The 18,362-nt window shown below is 60.0% G+C and carries 20 protein-coding genes; 3 read left to right on the forward strand and 17 right to left on the reverse strand.

Features of this window, described 5'->3' with window-relative positions:
* Positions 1-78: 78 nt before the first annotated feature.
* On the reverse strand, positions 79-909 hold the full coding sequence (locus tag BLS57_RS00400) for a DUF6473 family protein (RefSeq protein ID WP_093738063.1): 831 nt from the start codon (positions 907-909) through the stop codon (positions 79-81).
* 157 nt (positions 910-1,066) lie between these two features.
* On the opposite strand from BLS57_RS00400, the gene BLS57_RS00405 reads away from it, so the two are divergent.
* Complete coding sequence (locus tag BLS57_RS00405) at positions 1,067-1,942, forward strand: 3-hydroxybutyryl-CoA dehydrogenase (protein ID WP_093738065.1); 876 nt, start codon at positions 1,067-1,069, stop codon at positions 1,940-1,942.
* Positions 1,943-2,012: 70 nt separating this feature from the next.
* Here the strand turns inward: BLS57_RS00405 and BLS57_RS00410 are convergent, their stop codons facing one another.
* Genes BLS57_RS00410 through BLS57_RS00440 form a run of 7 tightly spaced genes read right to left on the reverse strand, consistent with a single transcriptional unit; the run spans position 2,013 to position 7,389 of the window.
* Positions 2,013-2,897: a lysophospholipid acyltransferase family protein gene (locus tag BLS57_RS00410; protein ID WP_093738067.1), complete on the reverse strand. Its 885-nt coding sequence runs from the start codon at positions 2,895-2,897 to the stop codon at positions 2,013-2,015.
* Between the two features lie 33 nt (positions 2,898-2,930).
* Complete coding sequence (locus BLS57_RS00415) at positions 2,931-3,200, reverse strand: HPr family phosphocarrier protein (protein WP_093738069.1); 270 nt, start codon at positions 3,198-3,200, stop codon at positions 2,931-2,933.
* A 16-nt stretch (positions 3,201-3,216) separates the two neighbouring features.
* The gene (locus tag BLS57_RS00420; protein WP_093738071.1) at positions 3,217-3,609 is read right to left on the reverse strand and encodes a PTS sugar transporter subunit IIA; all 393 of its coding nucleotides are present in this window, start codon (positions 3,607-3,609) and stop codon (positions 3,217-3,219) included.
* The gene (rapZ, locus tag BLS57_RS00425; protein WP_093738073.1) at positions 3,606-4,511 is read right to left on the reverse strand and encodes an RNase adapter RapZ; all 906 of its coding nucleotides are present in this window, start codon (positions 4,509-4,511) and stop codon (positions 3,606-3,608) included. Before rapZ ends, BLS57_RS00420 begins: the two co-directional genes overlap by 4 nt.
* The gene (locus tag BLS57_RS00430) at positions 4,508-4,939 is read right to left on the reverse strand and encodes an HPr kinase/phosphorylase (protein WP_093738075.1); all 432 of its coding nucleotides are present in this window, start codon (positions 4,937-4,939) and stop codon (positions 4,508-4,510) included. Before BLS57_RS00430 ends, rapZ begins: the two co-directional genes overlap by 4 nt.
* Positions 4,940-4,959: 20 nt before the next feature.
* Entirely contained in the window at positions 4,960-6,645 is a 1,686-nt protein-coding gene (locus tag BLS57_RS00435) for a sensor N-terminal transmembrane domain-containing protein (RefSeq protein WP_093738077.1), read from the reverse strand.
* 42 nt (positions 6,646-6,687) lie between these two features.
* Entirely contained in the window at positions 6,688-7,389 is a 702-nt protein-coding gene (locus tag BLS57_RS00440) for a response regulator transcription factor (protein WP_093738079.1), read from the reverse strand.
* Between the two features lie 381 nt (positions 7,390-7,770).
* On the opposite strand from BLS57_RS00440, the gene BLS57_RS00445 reads away from it, so the two are divergent.
* Complete coding sequence (locus tag BLS57_RS00445; RefSeq protein WP_093738082.1) at positions 7,771-9,369, forward strand: phosphoenolpyruvate carboxykinase; 1,599 nt, start codon at positions 7,771-7,773, stop codon at positions 9,367-9,369.
* 92 nt (positions 9,370-9,461) lie between these two features.
* Here the strand turns inward: BLS57_RS00445 and BLS57_RS00450 are convergent, their stop codons facing one another.
* Entirely contained in the window at positions 9,462-10,382 is a 921-nt protein-coding gene (locus tag BLS57_RS00450) for a LysR family transcriptional regulator (protein ID WP_093738084.1), read from the reverse strand.
* A gap of 151 nt (positions 10,383-10,533) precedes the next feature.
* Here BLS57_RS00450 and BLS57_RS00455 point away from each other — a divergent pair, with 151 nt between their 5' ends.
* Positions 10,534-10,893: a helix-turn-helix domain-containing protein gene (locus tag BLS57_RS00455; protein WP_093738086.1), complete on the forward strand. Its 360-nt coding sequence runs from the start codon at positions 10,534-10,536 to the stop codon at positions 10,891-10,893.
* Between the two features lie 107 nt (positions 10,894-11,000).
* Here the strand turns inward: BLS57_RS00455 and smc are convergent, their stop codons facing one another.
* The 8 genes from smc to BLS57_RS00495 form a co-directional block, all read right to left on the reverse strand.
* On the reverse strand, positions 11,001-14,456 hold the full coding sequence (gene smc / locus BLS57_RS00460; RefSeq protein WP_093738088.1) for a chromosome segregation protein SMC: 3,456 nt from the start codon (positions 14,454-14,456) through the stop codon (positions 11,001-11,003).
* Positions 14,457-14,651: 195 nt separating this feature from the next.
* Entirely contained in the window at positions 14,652-14,795 is a 144-nt protein-coding gene (locus BLS57_RS19870; protein ID WP_244153563.1) for a hypothetical protein, read from the reverse strand.
* A gap of 189 nt (positions 14,796-14,984) precedes the next feature.
* Complete coding sequence (locus BLS57_RS00470) at positions 14,985-15,401, reverse strand: hypothetical protein (protein ID WP_093738092.1); 417 nt, start codon at positions 15,399-15,401, stop codon at positions 14,985-14,987.
* Positions 15,402-15,559: 158 nt separating this feature from the next.
* Positions 15,560-16,120: a F0F1 ATP synthase subunit B gene (locus BLS57_RS00475; RefSeq protein WP_093739095.1), complete on the reverse strand. Its 561-nt coding sequence runs from the start codon at positions 16,118-16,120 to the stop codon at positions 15,560-15,562.
* Between the two features lie 15 nt (positions 16,121-16,135).
* The gene (locus BLS57_RS00480) at positions 16,136-16,672 is read right to left on the reverse strand and encodes a F0F1 ATP synthase subunit B' (protein ID WP_093738094.1); all 537 of its coding nucleotides are present in this window, start codon (positions 16,670-16,672) and stop codon (positions 16,136-16,138) included.
* Positions 16,673-16,762: 90 nt separating this feature from the next.
* Entirely contained in the window at positions 16,763-16,987 is a 225-nt protein-coding gene (locus BLS57_RS00485) for a F0F1 ATP synthase subunit C (protein WP_007118046.1), read from the reverse strand.
* A gap of 65 nt (positions 16,988-17,052) precedes the next feature.
* Complete coding sequence (locus BLS57_RS00490) at positions 17,053-17,814, reverse strand: F0F1 ATP synthase subunit A (protein ID WP_093738096.1); 762 nt, start codon at positions 17,812-17,814, stop codon at positions 17,053-17,055.
* A gap of 1 nt (position 17,815) precedes the next feature.
* Positions 17,816-18,166, reverse strand: a complete 351-nt coding sequence (locus BLS57_RS00495) for an AtpZ/AtpI family protein (RefSeq protein ID WP_093738098.1) — start codon at positions 18,164-18,166, stop codon at positions 17,816-17,818.
* Between the last annotated feature and the right edge of the window lie 196 nt (positions 18,167-18,362).

Consider the following 18,362-nt stretch of genomic DNA (forward strand, 5'->3'; position numbering starts at 1 on the left):
TGAAAGGCCCGCCAATCTTGGCGGGCCTTTTTCGTTTCCTGCTTTCACTTGCAGCATCTGTTCAAAGCAGCTTCTACTTCAAAGCAGTTCCTGCAACGCCGCGCTCACCGCATCAGCCGCATTGATATGCGCATCAGGGCCCAACATCTCGGAAGCGGCCAAGGCCTCCATCTGGCCAAAGACCATCCCTTCGGTCGGCTCTGCCTCTGGGTTCTTGCGTGACACAACCTGCACCAGGGTCGTCGCATGTTGAGACACTTCCTCCAGCATCTCCCGCGTCACAAAGAGCGGGTCGGCACCAAGATCACCCGACCGGCGCCCTTCGGGCTCAGCGGCATGATCGGCCAGCCATAGCAGCATCGTCTTACCCTTGATCTGACCCAGCATCAGCCGCATTCGGGCCAGCCATGCTTGTTGCAGCTCATGGCGGACTGCGTCAAACCGCTCTGGCGACAGTTGCATCAAATGGTTCAGCATATGCCGGTTAAAGTGGAACTCCGAAAAATCCACTTCGCGGTAGATCGTCTGCAGCAGAGCTGAAGCCCCCACGAAGCGGTCATTCCGGCGCGGATGGACCGAATAGAACCGATTGGTCATATTCTGCGCCCCCATGATCTGAAGCACCGTTACCTCAGCCTCTGATGCCGCCTGTGCAACAAAGGGATCATGCGCAAAGACATCGATCCCGGCATTCGGAAACCCGAAGTTGACGCAGATCCGCCCCGTGGATTGCTCGACCAATGCCGGAAAAGGCTGTTCGATGAACTTTCCATAGGTTTCCGTCCCGCCTAGAAAAGCCACGTATGGCGCGTCCAGATTGCGGCGCGGGCCGCGGAACAGTAGTTTCGACGTGCCATATCGGCACGGCAGATAGTCCAGGGGCCCCGGCCCCAGTGCATCATAGGTCATAACACCCACCTTTTTCATTCACCCGAGACCAGATTGCACGGCGCGACCTGTGATTCTGTTAACGGGCGAATTTGACGATAGATTTCCTAAACACCTGCCCTTGCGGCACCCCCGCCACGCGCCCTATTGTGCGCGAGAGCAAAGCAAAGGACAGGCCATGGACATCCAGACAATCGGTATCGTGGGAGCGGGGCAGATGGGCAACGGCATTGCCCATGTCATGGCACTCGCGGGCTATGATGTGCTGTTGAACGATGTCAGCGCAGATGCGCTCGCCAAGGCGATGAAAACCGTGACCGGCAATATGGACCGTCAGGTCAGCAAGGAAAAAATCTCTGCCGAAGCGCGCGACGCGGCGATGGCGCGGATCACGACCACCCAAACCCTCAGCGATCTCGGGCAGAGCGATCTGGTGATCGAAGCGGCGACCGAACGGGAAACGGTGAAACAGGCGATCTTCGAAGATCTTATCCCGCATCTGAAGCCCGAGACGATTCTGACCTCGAACACGTCGTCGATCTCCATCACCCGCCTCGCCAGCCGCACCGACCGACCTGAAAAGTTCATGGGCTTTCACTTTATGAACCCGGTGCCGGTGATGCAGTTGGTCGAACTGATCCGCGGCATCGCCACGGACCGCGAAACCTATGACGCCTGCAAAGCCGTGGTCGACCGCCTCGGCAAGACCGCAGCTTCGGCTGAAGATTTCCCCGCCTTCATTGTTAATCGCATCCTGATGCCGATGATCAACGAGGCGGTCTATACGCTCTATGAAGGCGTTGGGAATGTAGAGTCGATCGACAGTTCCATGAAGCTCGGCGCGAACCATCCGATGGGGCCGTTGGAACTGGCGGATTTCATCGGTTTGGACACCTGTCTGGCGATTATGAACGTGCTACATGACGGTTTGGCAGACACCAAATACCGTCCCTGCCCGCTGCTGACGAAATATGTCGAGGCAGGTTGGCTCGGTCGCAAGACGCAGCGCGGGTTCTATGATTATCGCGGCGAAAAGCCTGTGCCGACGCGTTGAGCATGGGGGGCGCTGCCCCCATCGCGCCTCAGGCGCGATTCCCCCGCGGGTATTTTTAAAAGGATGAAAATTAGTTGGTCAGCGCAAGGGTGTGCGCGCGTAGCCAGGCCATGAAACCACGTGGATCGTCTGACCAGCGGTCGATCTCCTCGCGGCTGAGCGGTTGGCCGACTATGGGGCCTTGTGGCTTGTCACAGGCATGGGCGATTTCATGTAGCAGCAGGCCCTGGCGCAGCATCGGGCTGACTTGATTGGCAATCTGATAAGCGCGGCTATTTTGGCCGGGGAAGCGCATCGGCACGACCTGCGCGCCGGAGCGACGGATCATTTTGGCGGTGAAGACGTTCCACTCTGCCTCTACTGCCGGGCCCCACCAGGTTTCCGATGATGCGACCACACCCGAGGGGAAAAGTGCGACGACGCCACCGTCTTTCAGGTGGGCCATCGCTTTGGCGCGCATTTCCACACCCTTGCGCTGTGCGTCCGGATCATGAGGGAAAGGTACCGGGATCATGTAGCTGCCGGCAACCTCGTCGATGGAGGTAAGCAGCGAACGCGTGAGGATACGGTAATCGGGCCGCACCCGCCCGATGAGATCGGCAAAGATCATACCGTCGACCATACCATGGGGGTGATTGGCAACGACGACGACCGGCCCCTCTTTCGGAATGCGATTCAATTGGTGCTGCGGGGTCGTCAACTCGATCCCCATCGTATCTAGGGCCGCGCGCCAAAAGGCCTGACCCGACGGGGTACCGCGCTGCTCGAACTTGCGGATGAGGCGCAGGATTTTGAGCTTTCCGGTGACGAGTTCCATCGCTGAAATAACCCGCGCTTTCCACGGATCATCAAAGGTCGAGGCGTAGGACAGGCTACGTCGGTCGTATTTGGTGAAAGTCACCGTGCCTTCTGCGGGGCTGGGCGTTTGCGCCGCCTTCTTCTCTGCGTCATCCATTGTTTCCGGTGATCCTTATCTCCGCCGGAGGCTCTAGAAGCCTTCGCCGAATTTATCCGCCACCAAGGCGGTCAGTGCTTCGGCCAGCGCTTCGGCGTCAGGCCCGGAGGTTTGCACGTCAATGGTGGTGCCGCGCGCGGCCCCTAGCATCAGGAGCCCCATGATACTGTCGCCAGAGGCCGACATGCCATCCTTGCTTACTTCGGCGCGGGCATCGAAGGCTTCGACCACCTCGACCAATTTGGCGGAGGCACGAGCGTGCAGGCCTTTTTCATTGACAATTTTAAGAGAAAATTCGGGCATTCAAATAACGGGCCTTCTAACCTGCGCTGACATTCTGGCTGTCGATGTATTTCTTACCAGCTTCGAGCGCCGCGCGCACGGCGTCGGGGACTTCCATTTGCCGCGATTTTGCAAGCTTGATGAGCATCGGCAGGTTGGCGCCGTAAATGATGCGCCGGTTTTCCGGTCGGCAGGCCAAGAGACTGAGGTTTGACGGGGAGCCGCCAAAAAGGTCTGTCACCACCACGACGCCAGCGCCTTGGTCGACTTCATCGGCTGCCGCGCAGATTTCGCGCTCTTTGTCAGCGCGGTCATGGTCGGCTTCAATTGCTATGGCGCGGACCCCGAATTGTGATCCCACGACATGTTCGATGGCCGCAAGGTACTCTTGCGCCAATCCCCCATGTGCGACGATCACGATTCCGATCAAGGCTTGTTTCCTTCACGTTGCTGGCGGTCCAACTCTCGGTGCCTAATTGACACCTGCCAGCCCTGCTCTGCAAGGCGCAAAGCATGGTCTTCGGCCAGGGCGACAGAACGGTGTTGCCCGCCGGTGCAACCGAAGGCGATGGAGATATGCGACTTGCCCTCTTCGCGGTAGGCAGGCAGCACCAGTAGGCTGAGGTCGAGGACCTTATCAGCGAACGCGGTGTAGCGCGGATCGCCCGCAACATGCGCCGCGACGGCCGCGTCGCGACCATTGCCACTGCGCAGTTCGGGCACCCAATAGGGGTTTCGCAGGAAGCGGCAGTCATGCACTACGTCGACGCCGCGGGGCAGACCGCGTTTATAGGAAAAACTTTGGACCGAAACCGTCAGATGGCGTTGACCGCCTGGCGCGAACCATTGCTCCACCTCGGCGCGCAGCTCATGCACATTCAGCGTTGTGGTGTCGATTAGCACATCGGCTCGTGCGCGGATCGGATGCAGGAGATCTTGTTCGCGCCGGATCCCATCGGCGGGACGGTCAGATTGGGCAAGCGGGTGGCGGCGACGGGTTTCGGAGAAACGCTGCAGCAGCACGTCGGGGGCACAATCCAGATAGAGCACTTCGGTCGACCAGCCCGGCTCGGCGGCGAGCCGGCCAAGCAGTTCCAAGACCCCTTCTGTCGAAAAGTCCCGGTTGCGCGCGTCGATGCCCAGAGCCACCGAATGTGCATCGCCGGGGCGCTCTAGCAGCACTGGCAAGAGACGCAGCGGCAGGTTGTCGATGGCTTCAAACCCCGCATCCTCAAGCACGTTAAGCGCAGAGGACCGCCCGGCGCCCGAGGGGCCGGTGACAAGCACCAGCCGACGTTGCGGCTGGTCTGGGGTCGGGGTCTGACTGGTCAAATCAAGTGGTCCATACTGCTAGACATATACAGATGAATCGCTGCCGGAAAATGAGCGCTATCGCATTTGTGAAAACAGGGCAACGTAATGCCCTGAATCTGATGCTCATGCCGTTCGGGGAGGCGATTTTCCTCGGTGCGACTCAGATCGACAGTAAGGCTTAGGGACACCGGACCGTGATCGGCCAAGCGTAGCAAGCCAACGTGGCGGGCTTCGATCAGCCCGCGGATATTGGCAGGGACGCTGGCGATCAGCTTATTCCCATCCCGCGAAACATCCGTTCGATCATCGGCCACCAAAGCCCCTCCGAGAGCGATGAGTTGTAACGCCAAGGCAGACTTCCCTGACCCCGATGGACCAAGGATGAGCACCCCACGCCCGGCGATGGCCACGCAGCTCGCGTGGAGGTTTTCTGTTGTCGCTGTCATTTCCAGCCCCCAAGGGCTCGTTAGGTCGGCAGGCCCACAACGAAACGAGCACCCAGCGGCTCAGAGGTGATGTCGGCTTCGGTCGGGCGGATGTTTTCGGCCCAGATCACGCCGCCATGCGCCTCAACAATCTGCTTGGAGATCGCCAGACCGAGGCCAGAGTTATTGCCGAAATGCTCCTCCGGACGCTGCGAGTAGAAGCGTTTGAAGATCTTACCGAGCGCCTGTTCGGGAATGCCGGGGCCTGTATCTTCGACCACGATCAGCACGCGATTGGAGCGTTTGCGGGCCCAGACACGGATCGCGTCGCCATCTTCGCAGAAGGATATCGCATTGGTGATGAGGTTGACGAAGACCTGCGCCAAGCGTGCTTCCAGCCCGTGCACAGTGATGGGCGCCGCAGGAAGGTCAGTGATAAAGTCGATGCCTTTGGATTTCGCGTCTTCGCCCAAATACTGGCCCAGATTGCCGAGCATCTGCAGCAGATCGAAGGGTTCTTCCTCTTCCTTGACCAATTCGGAATCGAGCCGTGAAGCATTGGAAATATCGCTGACCAGACGGTCCAAACGGCGCACATCATGCTCGATGACGTCGAGCAGCTTTTCGCGCTGATCGTCGCGCTTTACCATACGCAGAGTGCCAACGGCAGAACGCAGCGAGGCCAGCGGGTTCTTGATCTCATGTGCCACGTCGGCGGCGAATTGTTCGTTGCCATCGATCCGGTTGTAGAGCGCCGATACCATCCCGCGCAGCGCGCCCGATAGGCGGCCGATCTCATCGGGGCGGGCCGTCAGATCCGGGATACGAATGCGGCCCGGGTTCATCTTGCGGGCGTCTTTGTCGCGGCCCAATTCGGCGGCGGCAGAGAGGTCGGCCAGCGGATTGGCAATGGTCGAAGCGAGCACAAGGCTGAGACCAATAGAAACCAGCGTGGCAATCACGAACATCTGCAATACCCGCTCGCGCTCGCTGCGAACAAGTGCGTCGATTTCGCCTGCAGCACTTGCTACTGCGACCACACCGACGGGCTGGTCGCCCTGCATGATCGGGGTAACTACGCTAAAGAGGGCGCCGCCCGCGATATCAATGTTGTCTTGCAACTGGGTGCCGCCGGAGAGGCTTTCGGCGACCATAGCGCGCAATTGCTCTTCCAACGGCGGCGGCGCGACCTGTCCGGTGCTGAAGGGAGCCGAGACGCGGTCCCACACCCAATTCAGCCCGTCATTCAGCAGTGTCCGCTCTTCGGCTTTATTAGCGGCCAGTGTTTCTGCAAGCGTGAGGCTGCCGGCACTGCGCGAGACCAGCGTTTCCGCAGGATCAAAAACAAAAACCTCAATCCCGCCGCGCAGGTCCAAGCCGTCGAGCGTCTCGGCGACGTTGACCCCGTCCCCCGTGGTGAGATTTACCGGCGCGCCAGCGGGCAACTGCGCCTCGATGACATCAGCGATCAACTCTGCCTCAGACACCAGCGCCGCCGCGCGTTGTACCGCAAGGCTGTCGCGTGATGAATTGAGGTACAGGATGCCCGCAACGAGCACGTTCAGGGCGATTAGGTTAAAGGTGATAATTTTGCGCGTCAGCGGCGATGACCGCAGCGAGAACAGCCCCCGCCGTTCCCGCTTCACGCGGATTTCATCCGGCGCTGCGCTGTCTGGGGTGACCCAATCGTCCCCCAGTAACACGTCCCCGTCCCTGCCAGCTGCCATGTCCCGCACAAGCGTCCTTTCGACCAGCGTTTCCCGCTGGATTTACTCTTCGTTATATCTGTAGCCGATGCCGTAGAGCGTCTCGATTGCCGAAAACTCATCATCCGCACTGCGCATTTTTTTCCGCAAGCGTTTGATGTGGCTGTCGATCGTGCGGTCGTCCACATAGACTTGGTCGTCGTAGGCCACGTCCATCAGCTGATCGCGCGACTTTACGAAACCGGGGCGCTGAGCCAGTGCCTGCAGCAACAGGAATTCGGTGACGGTCAGCGACACGTCCTTGCCCTTCCAGCTTACCGCATGGCGCAGCGGGTCCATCCGCAGATCGCCGCGTTCCATCACTTTGGTCTCTTCAGTGTCGCCGACTTCGTCAGTGGCCACAGCATCCTGACGGCGCAGGAGCGCGCGAATCCGCTCGACCAAAAGGCGCTGGCTGAAAGGCTTTTTGACGTAGTCGTCGGCCCCCATGCGCAGGCCCAGCACTTCGTCGATCTCGTCATCTTTAGAGGTCAGAAAGATCACCGGCATCGCGGTTTTCTGGCGCAGCCGCTGCAATAGGTCCATCCCGTCCATCCGCGGCATCTTGATGTCGAGCACGGCCATATCGGGAAGCTTCTTGTTAAAAGCGTCCAGCGCGGCCTGCCCGTCGTTATAGGTTTCCACTTCGAAGCCTTCGGCTTCAAGAGTCATCGAAACAGATGTCAGGATGTTCCTGTCATCGTCTACCAATGCAATCTTTGACATTGCCTGCTTCCTTATACTGCTCAATTCGTTCTTAATTTTTGGATACAGTGATCCGCAATAACGCAGATCGAATCAATCCTTAAGTGCGAATCGTGCCTTTGAGATGCACCAATTCGGTCATAATTTGGTTAGGAATGGCTAAATTGCCGCACTTTAGGTGCTGCCACGCGACTGAGGCGCCGCAGTGCGACCCTCGTCCCCGAGCAGAATTTGAGCGCAGCTAAACAAAGTTTTGGATGGTGGCGCTAACTGCGACAAAGCAACCTGTTCAACCTTAAAAGCCGCGTGTTAAGAGGCTCGCAAGGCCTCTCTCGCCCCAGGGCAATCTAGCCCGGTCAGACACGTTTTGCGCCTCTCACGCGCCGCTACAGGAGACATCACATGACATTTGGACGGGTAAACCCGCAGTTCAGCCTTGAAGATCAGCAGATCACCGGGCTCGGCGATGTCTATTACAACCTGACCGAGCCCGCGCTGGTCGAAGCCGCTCTGAAACGCGGCGAAGGCAGTCTGGGCAAGGGCGGCGCGTTTTTGGTCACTACAGGCAAGTTCACGGGTCGCTCGCCCAAGGATAAACATGTGGTCAAAACCGACAGCGTGGCCGACAGCATTTGGTGGGAGAACAACGCCGAGATGTCGGCCGAAGGGTTCGACGCGCTCTACGAAGACATGATAGCGCATATGGCGGGCAAGGACTACTTCGTCCAAGACCTCGTCGGCGGCGCCGATCCGCGTCATGCGATCAACGTGCGTATGGTGACAGAGTTGGCCTGGCACGGCCTCTTCATCCGCACCATGCTGCGCCGCCCCGACGCCGAAGCAATCAAAGAGTTCACCGCAGATTTCACCGTCATCAACTGCCCGAGCTTCCAAGCCGATCCGGCCAAGCACGACTGCCGCAGCGAGACCGTCATCGCGATGAATTTCGACCGCAAGATGATCCTCATCGGCGGCACAGAATACGCAGGCGAGAACAAGAAATCGGTCTTCACTCTGCTGAACTACCTGCTGCCTGAAAAAGGCATCATGCCGATGCACTGCTCGGCAAACCACGCCACCGGCAATCCGGTCGACACAGCTGTCTTCTTCGGCCTGTCTGGCACGGGCAAAACCACCCTGTCGGCTGACCCCGAGCGCACGCTCATCGGCGATGACGAGCACGGCTGGTCCGACAACGGCACCTTCAACTTTGAAGGCGGCTGCTATGCCAAGACGATCAACCTCAGCGCCGAGGCAGAGCCGGAAATCTACGCCACGACCTCTAAATTCGGCACCGTGATCGAGAACATGGTCTTCGACCCCGATACGTTTGAGTTGGACTTCGAAGACGATTCACTGACGGCCAACATGCGTGCGGCCTACCCGCTGCATTATATCTCTAACGCCAGCGAGAAGGCCGTCGGCGGCCACCCTAAGAACATCATCATGCTGACCTGCGATGCCTTTGGCGTGCTGCCCCCCATCGCACGGCTCAGCCCGGCGCAGGCAATGTATCACTTCCTCTCGGGCTTCACCTCCAAGGTCGCGGGCACCGAACGCGGCGTGACCGAGCCTGAGCCCACATTCTCCACCTGCTTCGGCGCGCCCTTTATGCCCCGCCGCCCGGAGGTCTACGGCAACCTGCTGCGCGAAAAGATCGCACAGCATGGTGCGACCTGCTGGCTGGTGAACACCGGTTGGACCGGCGGCGCCTACGGCACCGGCTCGCGGATGCCGATCAAAGCCACCCGCGCGCTGCTCTCCGCCGCGCTCGAAGGGCGTTTGGCCGATGTGGAGTACCGCAAAGATCCGAACTTCGGCTTCGATGTGCCTGTGGCCGTAAACGGCGTTGCTGACATCCTGCTCGACCCGCGCCGCACGTGGGATGATCCGGAGTCTTATGACCGTCAGGCGGCGAAACTGGTCAAGATGTTCTCGGACAACTTCGAACAGTATCTGCCCTTCATCGATGACGATGTGAAAGCGGCGGCGATTAGCTAAACTCGCGCTACGACTAAAACGCCAAAGGGCCGCCCGATTGGGCGGCCCTTTGTGCTTCTGCTACCATCAAAATTTGTAGTCAGTTCCTGAAATCATCCATCGAAATTGACCTTCGCATCGGCAGGCATGCTGTCAAGGAATGCGCGGTCGACACCGGCGATATTGAGGGTCGACGAACGGTCAATAGCGGCGATCAAAGCAAAGCTCTTGTCCGGAAAACGCCCCGCCATCAGCAACCGCTTATAGGCCAGCGGCATCGGTGTGCCGCCCTCTTCTCGCGGGACGCGGGTGACGACCTCGTCCAGCCGCAGCCCCTTGGTCGCCTGCACCTCGCGAAAGGCGTAGTTCAACATGTCTTCGAAATCCGGCCCGCCGGTGAACTGCTTCAAAGGCCGGCCGATGCTGCTGCGCGCATTCGCCCAGCCCCACCAGCGCGTGTAAAAGGACTTCTCGCCCACCTCGGTACAAATCCACCCGCTCGGCGAGTCGCGATACACCAGCACATAGGGCCGGATTATCCGGAAAGCTTCGCTTTCAAGCAGCCCGCGGCTTTCGGTCCAAGCATCCAGCGCTGCTTGCAGCATCGGGGACTCGCCGTCCCAAAGCAGCGATAGCGGTTGTTGTTGCTGATAGAACGACCAGCCCGTCTTGTCCTCGTAGGACAGGCGCTGCAGGCCCTGCATATGGCGCGACTTGCCCTCGATCCACAGTTTGCTGCGTGCCAGAATGTCTCGCGCGGCCGGAAGCGCATCCACCCCAGTCTGCGTCAGCGTGTAGCGGCGGGCGTCGATCTCAAAAAGCGGCGCGCCCATTGCGTCTTCAAGCTGTTGGATATGGCGCCGCACTGTCTGGCGGGTGCTGTTCAGCTCCGCCACTGCATGGCTGAGGTTAAGCGTATTCGCCAAGGTCACAAAGGACCGGATCATCTCAAACAAAAGCGGCGGCGCTGGCTCCTTTAACGAGAGCGGCGGGACGGGGTTTACGGGCTCATTTGCGATCAGATGTTGGTTCATAGGGGGACGATGGTACAAAAATCATCCATCAATGCAACATTTTTCATCGGTCTATTGAATAAAAATGAATGGAAACAGCACATAACTGTGCAATTGAACGCTAACGACCACTGGGTACTGAATTAAGAAACACAACCTGAGGTATCCAGACATGGCTCATCCCGTAGATGCACATGTAGGTCGACGACTTAAACAAGCGCGGACTCTGCGGCGTTTGTCGCAAACTGATGTGGCACGCAAACTCGATCTGTCTTTCCAACAAATCCAAAAATACGAAATCGGCTCAAACCGCGTCGCCGCCAGTCGTCTCTATGATCTGGCGCGGATACTGGACGTGACACCGGGATATTTCTTTGAAGGGTTGGAAGAAAGCACCGCTGACCCCGCGCCAAAAGACCCAACGATGGACATCGTGAGCGCCCTCGCCTCGATCAAGGATGATGGCGTAAAGTCCCGTATTCTAACGTTTATCGAGGACGTAGCCGGCGTGACCGTGGCCAGACGGGGCTAGGACAAACGGCAGGCGAAGCCGGTTCGGCCTGGCGCATACCGCCTTGCTCCGTTTTGGAACGCCCAACGCTCCCAACCCCGAGTTTCAGCAGGCAAGAACGCCCGCTGTCAGGCGACAAGCGTCTCCGCTTTCTTCAGATCGACGGACACAAGCTGGCTGACCCCCTGCTCCGCCATCGTCACGCCGAACAGCCGATCCATCCGGGCCATCGTCACCGCGTGGTGCGTGATGATGAGGAATCGCGTGTCGGTTTGACGGCACATTTCATCCAGCAGATCGCAGAAACGGGTCACATTTGCGTCATCTAGAGGCGCGTCGACCTCGTCGAGCACGCAGATCGGCGCAGGGTTGGCGAGGAAGACCGCAAAAATCAGGGCCATCGCCGTGAGCGTTTGCTCGCCCCCCGACAGCAGGCTGAGCGTGCTGAGCTTCTTGCCCGGCGGTTGGCACATGATCTCGAGCCCGGCCTCCAGCGGATCGTCGCTTTCGACCATCACGAGGTTGGCTTCGCCGCCGCCAAAGAGATGGGTAAACAGCATCGAGAAATTGGAATTGACCTGCTCGAACGCGGTAAGCAGCCGCTCGCGCCCTTCCCGGTTCAGCCCGGCAATACCGCTGCGCAGTGTCTTGATCGCTTCTTCAAGGTCAGCTTTTTCGGCCAGCAAAGCGTCATGCTCTTCGCGCACTTCTTTGGCGTCATCCTCCGCCCGCAGGTTCACAGCCCCGAGCGAATCCCGCTGGCGTTTGTGACGGTTTACGTCCTCTTCCAGCACAGCCACCGCAGGGATTTCCTCCGGCTCGATATCCAGCGCCGTTAGGAGTTCGGCGGGGGTGGTTTGGCGATCATCGCTGATCCGACCCTCGGCCTGCGCGACCGTCTCGCGGGCAGCGTCGCTACGGGCTTCGGCCCGCGCGCGCGCCTCGCGGGCATCAGACGCCTGACGCTCCGCATCGCGCTCGGCCTCGGTCGCCGCTTTCAACGCCGCCTCTGCCGCCGCCAAAGCTCCTATCGCCTGCGCGCGCCGCGCTTCAGCATCGGTGATCGCGCTCGTCAGTTCTTCGCGTTTGGCTGCAATCTCAGCGGGGGCCGCGCTGGCTTCGGCGAGTTCCGCTTCCGAGGAAGTCTTGCGCTCCACCAGTTCCGCGGTGCGTTTCTCTGCCGTTTCCAACCGGTGCCGCCAGCCGCTGACCTCTTGCGTGACCTCTTGCTGGCGCTTGGTGCGGGCCTCGCCTTCGCGGCGCAATTCGTCATGGGCCGAGCGGCGCGACATCATGGTGATTCGCGCGGCTTCGACTGTCATGCGCAGGTCTTCGACCACGGCACGGGCTGCAGCAAGGTCACCCAGACCCGCGAGCGTGCGCTCAGCCTCGAGCACCTCGGCGCGAGCGGCAATAGCAGCTTCTTCGTGACGTTTTACGGCAAGGCCCAACGACTCCAGACGGCTTTGCGCCAAATTCCGGTCCGCCTCTACACGGCTCAGCGCACGCCCCGCCTCAGCGACCTGCCGGTCCGCATCACGACGGGCTTCGCGCGCGCGTTTGTCGGCTTCGGCTTGCTCGGCCAATTGCTGCTGCAGTGCCTCATGCGCCCCGCGGGCACCTTCGGCCCGCTGCGTGGCTTGTTCCAATGACTGCTTCAAGACTTCCAGACGGTTCAACTGCTGAAGCCGCAATGCCGCCGCCGATGGTGCATCCTCGGCCCAAGCGCGGAACCCGTCCCACCGCCAGAGATCGCCTTCGGGCGAGACCAGCCGCTGGCCCGGCAGCAGCGCCGCCTGCAGGAGATTGCCCGCCTCGGGATCGACAAGACCCACTTGGCTCATGCGACGTTCCAAAACGTCAGGCACCGACACATGCTGTGTCAGAGGAGTAACCCCTTCGGGCAAAGCCTGCGGCTGCGAATAGCCGGGCAGGACGGCCCAGCCGGACGGACCATCGGCGTCAACTTCAGGTGCGCGCAGATCGTCGGCAAGCGCCGCGCCGAGCGCTTTTTCAAACCCGTGTTCGACCTGCAGGCGGTCAAGGATCTGTCCGCCCTCGGCGGTGTCACGCTCGACCAATTTGGCCAGCGCTCCCGCCTCGGCCCGCAGCGCGTTCATTTCGCCTTCGGCCTCGGACCGCTCGGCGCGGGCGTCGGCCTCGCGCGACTGCGTGTCGGCCCTAATTTCTTCGGCTGCGAGCAATGCGGCATCGGCTGCAGCGGCGGCACTGACTGCGCTGACCTCTGCCTCCTGCGCGGCAGCAAAGTCCACACCAGCTTGGTCGAGCGTGGCTTGACTTTCGGCAACTGCCTCGCGCGCTTTTCGCGCTTCTGCCTCGGACTTCTCTAGCGTTCGGCGGCTGTCTTGCAAAAGACGCTCGGCGGAGCTGTGACGGGCGGAGAGCCGCGCGACGTCTTCGGTCTGCTGCGCGAGATCGGCTTCCCGAGCCTGTAGAACTTCTGCCGCCTCCGACGCTGCATCTGCTGCGGCTTCCAGCGCGGCGCTATGGCCCTCGCCCGCCTTGGCCAGTTCGCGTGCTTCCCAATCGAGCCGGGCGATGGTTTCCTCGGCATCGCGGTTCAAACCGCCTTCGCGATCAATGTCGCGCGCAAGTTGCGCGATGCGCCCTTCAAGCGTTTCGATCAGCGCGGCGGCACGGGCCTCTTGATCTGCCAGCGTATCGCGCTGTGTCGTAAGCCGCTGCAGGATTGCGGCAGCGATGGCTTCTTCCTCACGCAAGGCGGGGAGCGCATCTTCAGCCTCTTGGCGCCCCTTTGCCACCTCGCGCACCTGCGCTTCGGCCTGTGCTGTTGCGGCGACGCGGGCCCGCAGTTCTTCCTCCGCTGTCGCACGCGCCTTGTCGGCCTCGCGCCAGCGGCGGTAGAGCAACAGACCCTCACCATGGCGCAATGCTTCACCAATCTCGCGGTAACGCGCGGCTTGCCGTGCCTGTCGTGCGAGGGTGGCCAGCTGCGATGCCAGCTGTTCGATCACGTCATCCACGCGGGCCAGATTGGTCTCCGCCCCGTTCAACTTCAACTCAGCCTCATGACGGCGCTGGTAGAGGCCAGAGATGCCTGCGGCCTCTTCTAGAATGCGGCGACGGCTTTTGGGCTTCGCGTTGATCAGTTCCGCGATCTGCCCCTGCCGGACCAGTGCCGGGCTATGCGCCCCGGTGGAGGCATCGGCGAAAAGCATCTGCACATCCCGCGCGCGCACGTCTTTGCCATTGACCTTATAGGCGCTGCCGACGTCGCGGGTGATGCGACGCACGATTTCCAGCGCATCCTGTTCGTTGAACCCCGCCGGGGCGAGCCGGTCGGTATTGTCCAAATGCAAGGAGACTTCGGCAAAGTTCCGGGCCGGGCGCGATGCGGCCCCGGCGAAAATCACATCCTCCATACCGCCGCCGCGCATGGCAGTCGGGCGGTTTTCGCCCATCACCCAACGCAACGCTTCAAGCAGGTTGGATTTGCCACAGCCATTCGGCCCCACGACGCCGGTCAGCCCGTCAGAGATGACGAGGTCGGTCGGGTCCACGAAGCTTTTGAAGCCGGTGAGTCTAAGTTTGGAAAACCGCAAGGCTGCCCCGCCCGTTTTGATTCTTGCCTGAGCGGCGAACTTGCCGTTTTGCAGGGGGCCAAGTCAATCAAAAGCCCCAAGGGGAAGGGCCGCGTCGGCGGTTATCCACAAGATATTGTCGGTTGGAGGGCATGGATAGCTGGCTATGGTCGGGCTGGTCGCTGAATAGCACTTTGATGCTATTCACTTGTCTATCTAGTCGCAGTCCAACACCCCGAATGCCAAGGCCTGATCCCCCTGTACTTCGGTCACCTTGCAACCGCTGACCTCCGCCATCGCTGTACGCGCGTAGCCGCGGATCGGGCCAAAGCGGGGAGCATATTGCGCGTTCACCCGCATAGCTTCGGCCCTTTCACCACGAACCCTTACGTCAAACACAGATCCGGCGACTGTAATCCGCGTTGCAGGTATATCGCGAAACTGGGGACTTGGGGCGTTGCAGCCCGCCAAGCCCGCGCAAAGGAGAAAGAGGAGTACAAATCGAACCATAGCTAGATGAACGTCTAGAATGGTTAATAGGCAGTTAACCTATGCTCCTGAAAAGAGGTACGGCGACCCGTCTGGCTTACCGACCCAGCAACTCGCCTTGTTGATTGTCATCTTCCGTCCACGGTCTTGAGGGCGCTTCGCCTGCGCGGTAGCGGCTTTCAATTTGTCCCCTTGGCAGTATGGCATTTTGACCTTCTGGTATCCGCGATCCCGCATGCAGAGTTCGAAGTTCTTGCCCCGCAATGCAGCGTTTGTATCCGCAGAATAGACGCCTACGTAGGGCATCCAACCTACTTGGGTATTGGTTGGAACTTCTTGCGTGGCCCGGGTGGCGCAGCCGACAAAATCTCGCTCGTAGCGGTCGTAGGTCACATTCTGCCTGACGAAGAATTCTTGGTCCACACAACCGGCGATCAACAGCGGTGCAACGACAATAGCCAAAGTGATCAATCTCATTAAAACCTCCCCTAAAATTGAGGACAGCCTAGCAATACATCTATTAATTGCAAGTTCTTAGAAATTTCATCCTGTGGGTGTGCGGCGCCAGTCCGACGTTGGATAAACGAAAAAAGCCCCGGCAAAACCGGGGCTTCCTAAATTCAGTATTGGGCAGCTTAGTGCAGTTTGGCGTCGACTTGGGCGATGCCATCGTCGATCAGCTTGTTGCCCTGAGCAGCAGTCATCTGCTTGGCGATCACGTCGCGCGCAGCAGCCACAGCGATGGTCACAGCCTGATCGCGAACTTCCTTCACAGCAGCGGCCTCAGCCGAGTTGATCTGGTCTTTCGCGGCGGCCATACGACGGTCCAGCGACTTGGCCATATCCGCCCGCGCCTGTTCGGCAGCAAGACGGGCGTCTTCCTTAGCGGAAGACACGATGCGGTCCGCTTGGTCCTGCACCTCTTTTTGCTTGCGCTCATAAGAGGCCAACAGGGTTTGCGCTTCTTCACGCAGGGCGCGGGCTTCTTCAAGCTCGGTTTTAATGCCCTCAGACCGCTTGTCGAGCATGCCGACGAGCAGGCTTGGCACCTTGAAGTAGATCAGGATCCCGAGGAACAGCAGGAACGCGAGCAACACGATGAAATCGGTGTTGCGCAGCGAAATGAAAGGCCCCGTGGCGGCAAGCGCTGGCGAAGCCGCAAGACCGGCGAGCAGGGTCGAAAGTGTCAGGCGCATGGATTTGGTCATGGCTTATCCTTTCATCCGCGCATCGACGGCGGCATCAACAGTGGTTGCATCCGCCGTGCCACCCAAAGCGGCGACGAGGGCCTCGGCGGTGTCTTTGGCAACGGCTTGTACGTTTTCCATAGCACCGGCGCGAATTTCGGCGATGGCTTTTTCCGACTCTGCCACTTGCGCAGCAATTTCGGCGTCGGCCTTGGCCATTTCGGCATCCAGATCAGCCTGCATGTTCGCCTTGGCTTGAGCCACGATCTGCTGTGCCTCGGCACGGGCGTCGATCAGAGCTTTGTCATAAGCGGCTTCGGCTTCCTTGGCCTTGACCTTAAGGTCTTCGGCGGCGGCGATGTCGTTGGTGATGGTCCCCTGGCGCTCGGCCAGAACCGCACCGATACGGGGCAGGGCCACGCGCGACAGGATCAGGTATGTGGCGATCAGCGCGAGGATCAGCCAGAAAATCTGGTTGCCCCAGTGATCGAAATTCAGCTGCGGCATGCCCGGTGTGGAAGCCGCCTCGGCCAGTCCGTCGCTAGTTGTTACAGTTGCCATCAGGGCTTCTCCTTGGAAACTTTGCCGTTACAGCCGGGCAGACACGCCGCTGCGCGCCTGCCCGCTCGTAAGGATTACAGTTCCGAGAGCTTAGACAGCGAACATCAGCAGCAGAGCGACGAGGAACGAGAAGATCCCCAGGGCTTCTGCAAACGCGATGCCGATGAACAGGGTTGCTGTCTGGCTTGCGGCTGCCGACGGGTTGCGCAGGGCGCCGGACAGGAAGTTGGCGGCGACGTTGCCGACACCCAGGGCTGCGATGCCTGTGCCGAGACCTGCGATGCCTGCGCCGATGTGTGCGAGTTGACCTTCCATTGGGGTATCTCCTTACGATTGGAAGTTAAAAACTGTGGCGGAAAATTCCGCCGTTGTTGGGGTTGTTAGTGTGCGGGGTGCAGCGCGTCCTTGAGGTACACGCATGTCAGGATGGTGAAGACATAGGCCTGAATGAAGGCCACCAGCACCTCGAGACCGTACATCGCGGTGATCGCGACGACCGACACGGGCGAGATCACCGCGATGGCTGCAAAGCCCGCGAAAACCTTGATCACCGCGTGGCCCGCCATGACGTTGCCCGCCAGACGAATGGAGTGGCTGACCGGGCGCACGAAGTAGCTGATTAACTCAATGATCGCCAGCACCGGGCGCAGCGCGAGCGGCGCCGAGGACACCCAGAAGAGGCTCAGGAAAGCCGCGCCGTTTTTGACGAAGCCCACCACGGTCACGGTGATGAACACCGCCAGCGCCAGCACCACGGTCACCGAGAAATGCGACGTGGGCGTAAAGGCCGTGGGGATCAGGCCGAGGAAGTTCGCCATCACGATGAACATGAACAGGGTCATGATATAGGGGAAGAACTTCAGCCCTTCTTTGCCGCAGATGTCTTCGACCATTTTGTGAATGAAGCCGTAAGCCAGCTCAGCAACCGATTGCATCCGGCCCGGCACGACAGAGCGACGTGCGCTGCCCAGCACCAGCAGAGCGAATGTCGCCAGAACCGCCAGTGCCATCCAGAAGGTGGCGTTGGTGATGGTGTACCAAGCAACGCTGCCGCTCTCACCAAAGAGGGGCGACACGATGAACTGGTCCATCGGGTGGAATTCGAGACCGCCTGTTTCTGCGCCTTCTGTCGTCGTTGCCATCTCAGGCTCCCTCGTCCTTGCCCGAATGGGGCGTATCCTGTTCGGCCGGTTCGGCCTGTTGCTTGTCCTGGATTTCCTTGGCAGTGCGGAGCATCGTCTTCACCCCCGCCGCAAGGCCCAGCATCACAAAAAGCACCATGAAGATGGGCAGCGTGCCGAAAAGCACATCAAGCCCGTATCCGATGCCGAAACCGATCCCAAGACCGGCCACAAGTTCGATCACCATCCGCCATGCCATATTGGCCTGAGAATAATGCTCATCCGCTCGGGGCTTGGGTGCGCCGCGTTGTTTCGCAGCTGCCAGTTTGGCCTCAAGCTGCTCCATCTGCTGCCGTTGGTCCGGGCTGGTCACACCAAAATCCCCTTCGGAATATCTGCTGCGGTGCTAATGTCAGGACGGGTTAGAGTCAACTGCGTTCGCTCAGATCCAAATGCGAGCATTTTCAAGCAGTTGCACCCCCCTCGCGACGGGCAACTTTGAATTCACCTGCTCTCACCCCCAGCAATCCGGCCTTCTTTCTTATTTAACCCCGTGGTTAAGCGAGCCT

This window comes from Sulfitobacter delicatus (assembly GCF_900102535.1).
GTDB lineage: Bacteria > Pseudomonadota > Alphaproteobacteria > Rhodobacterales > Rhodobacteraceae > Sulfitobacter > Sulfitobacter delicatus.

Coding starts and splice junctions, on each gene's coding strand:
- BLS57_RS00450 (WP_093738084.1), bottom strand. CDS start 10,382: ATGAACCAACATCTGATCGCAAATGAGCCCGTAAACCCCGTCCCGCCG.
- BLS57_RS19870 (WP_244153563.1), bottom strand. CDS start 14,795: ATGCGGGTGAACGCGCAATATGCTCCCCGCTTTGGCCCGATCCGCGGC.
- BLS57_RS00455 (WP_093738086.1), top strand. CDS start 10,534: ATGGCTCATCCCGTAGATGCACATGTAGGTCGACGACTTAAACAAGCG.
- BLS57_RS00490 (WP_093738096.1), bottom strand. CDS start 17,814: ATGGCAACGACGACAGAAGGCGCAGAAACAGGCGGTCTCGAATTCCAC.
- BLS57_RS00445 (WP_093738082.1), top strand. CDS start 7,771: ATGACATTTGGACGGGTAAACCCGCAGTTCAGCCTTGAAGATCAGCAG.
- BLS57_RS00410 (WP_093738067.1), bottom strand. CDS start 2,897: ATGGATGACGCAGAGAAGAAGGCGGCGCAAACGCCCAGCCCCGCAGAA.
- BLS57_RS00415 (WP_093738069.1), bottom strand. CDS start 3,200: ATGCCCGAATTTTCTCTTAAAATTGTCAATGAAAAAGGCCTGCACGCT.
- BLS57_RS00475 (WP_093739095.1), bottom strand. CDS start 16,120: ATGCGCCTGACACTTTCGACCCTGCTCGCCGGTCTTGCGGCTTCGCCA.
- BLS57_RS00405 (WP_093738065.1), top strand. CDS start 1,067: ATGGACATCCAGACAATCGGTATCGTGGGAGCGGGGCAGATGGGCAAC.
- BLS57_RS00400 (WP_093738063.1), bottom strand. CDS start 909: ATGACCTATGATGCACTGGGGCCGGGGCCCCTGGACTATCTGCCGTGC.
- BLS57_RS00470 (WP_093738092.1), bottom strand. CDS start 15,401: ATGAGATTGATCACTTTGGCTATTGTCGTTGCACCGCTGTTGATCGCC.
- BLS57_RS00435 (WP_093738077.1), bottom strand. CDS start 6,645: ATGGCAGCTGGCAGGGACGGGGACGTGTTACTGGGGGACGATTGGGTC.
- BLS57_RS00480 (WP_093738094.1), bottom strand. CDS start 16,672: ATGGCAACTGTAACAACTAGCGACGGACTGGCCGAGGCGGCTTCCACA.
- BLS57_RS00430 (WP_093738075.1), bottom strand. CDS start 4,939: ATGACAGCGACAACAGAAAACCTCCACGCGAGCTGCGTGGCCATCGCC.
- BLS57_RS00485 (WP_007118046.1), bottom strand. CDS start 16,987: ATGGAAGGTCAACTCGCACACATCGGCGCAGGCATCGCAGGTCTCGGC.
- BLS57_RS00440 (WP_093738079.1), bottom strand. CDS start 7,389: ATGTCAAAGATTGCATTGGTAGACGATGACAGGAACATCCTGACATCT.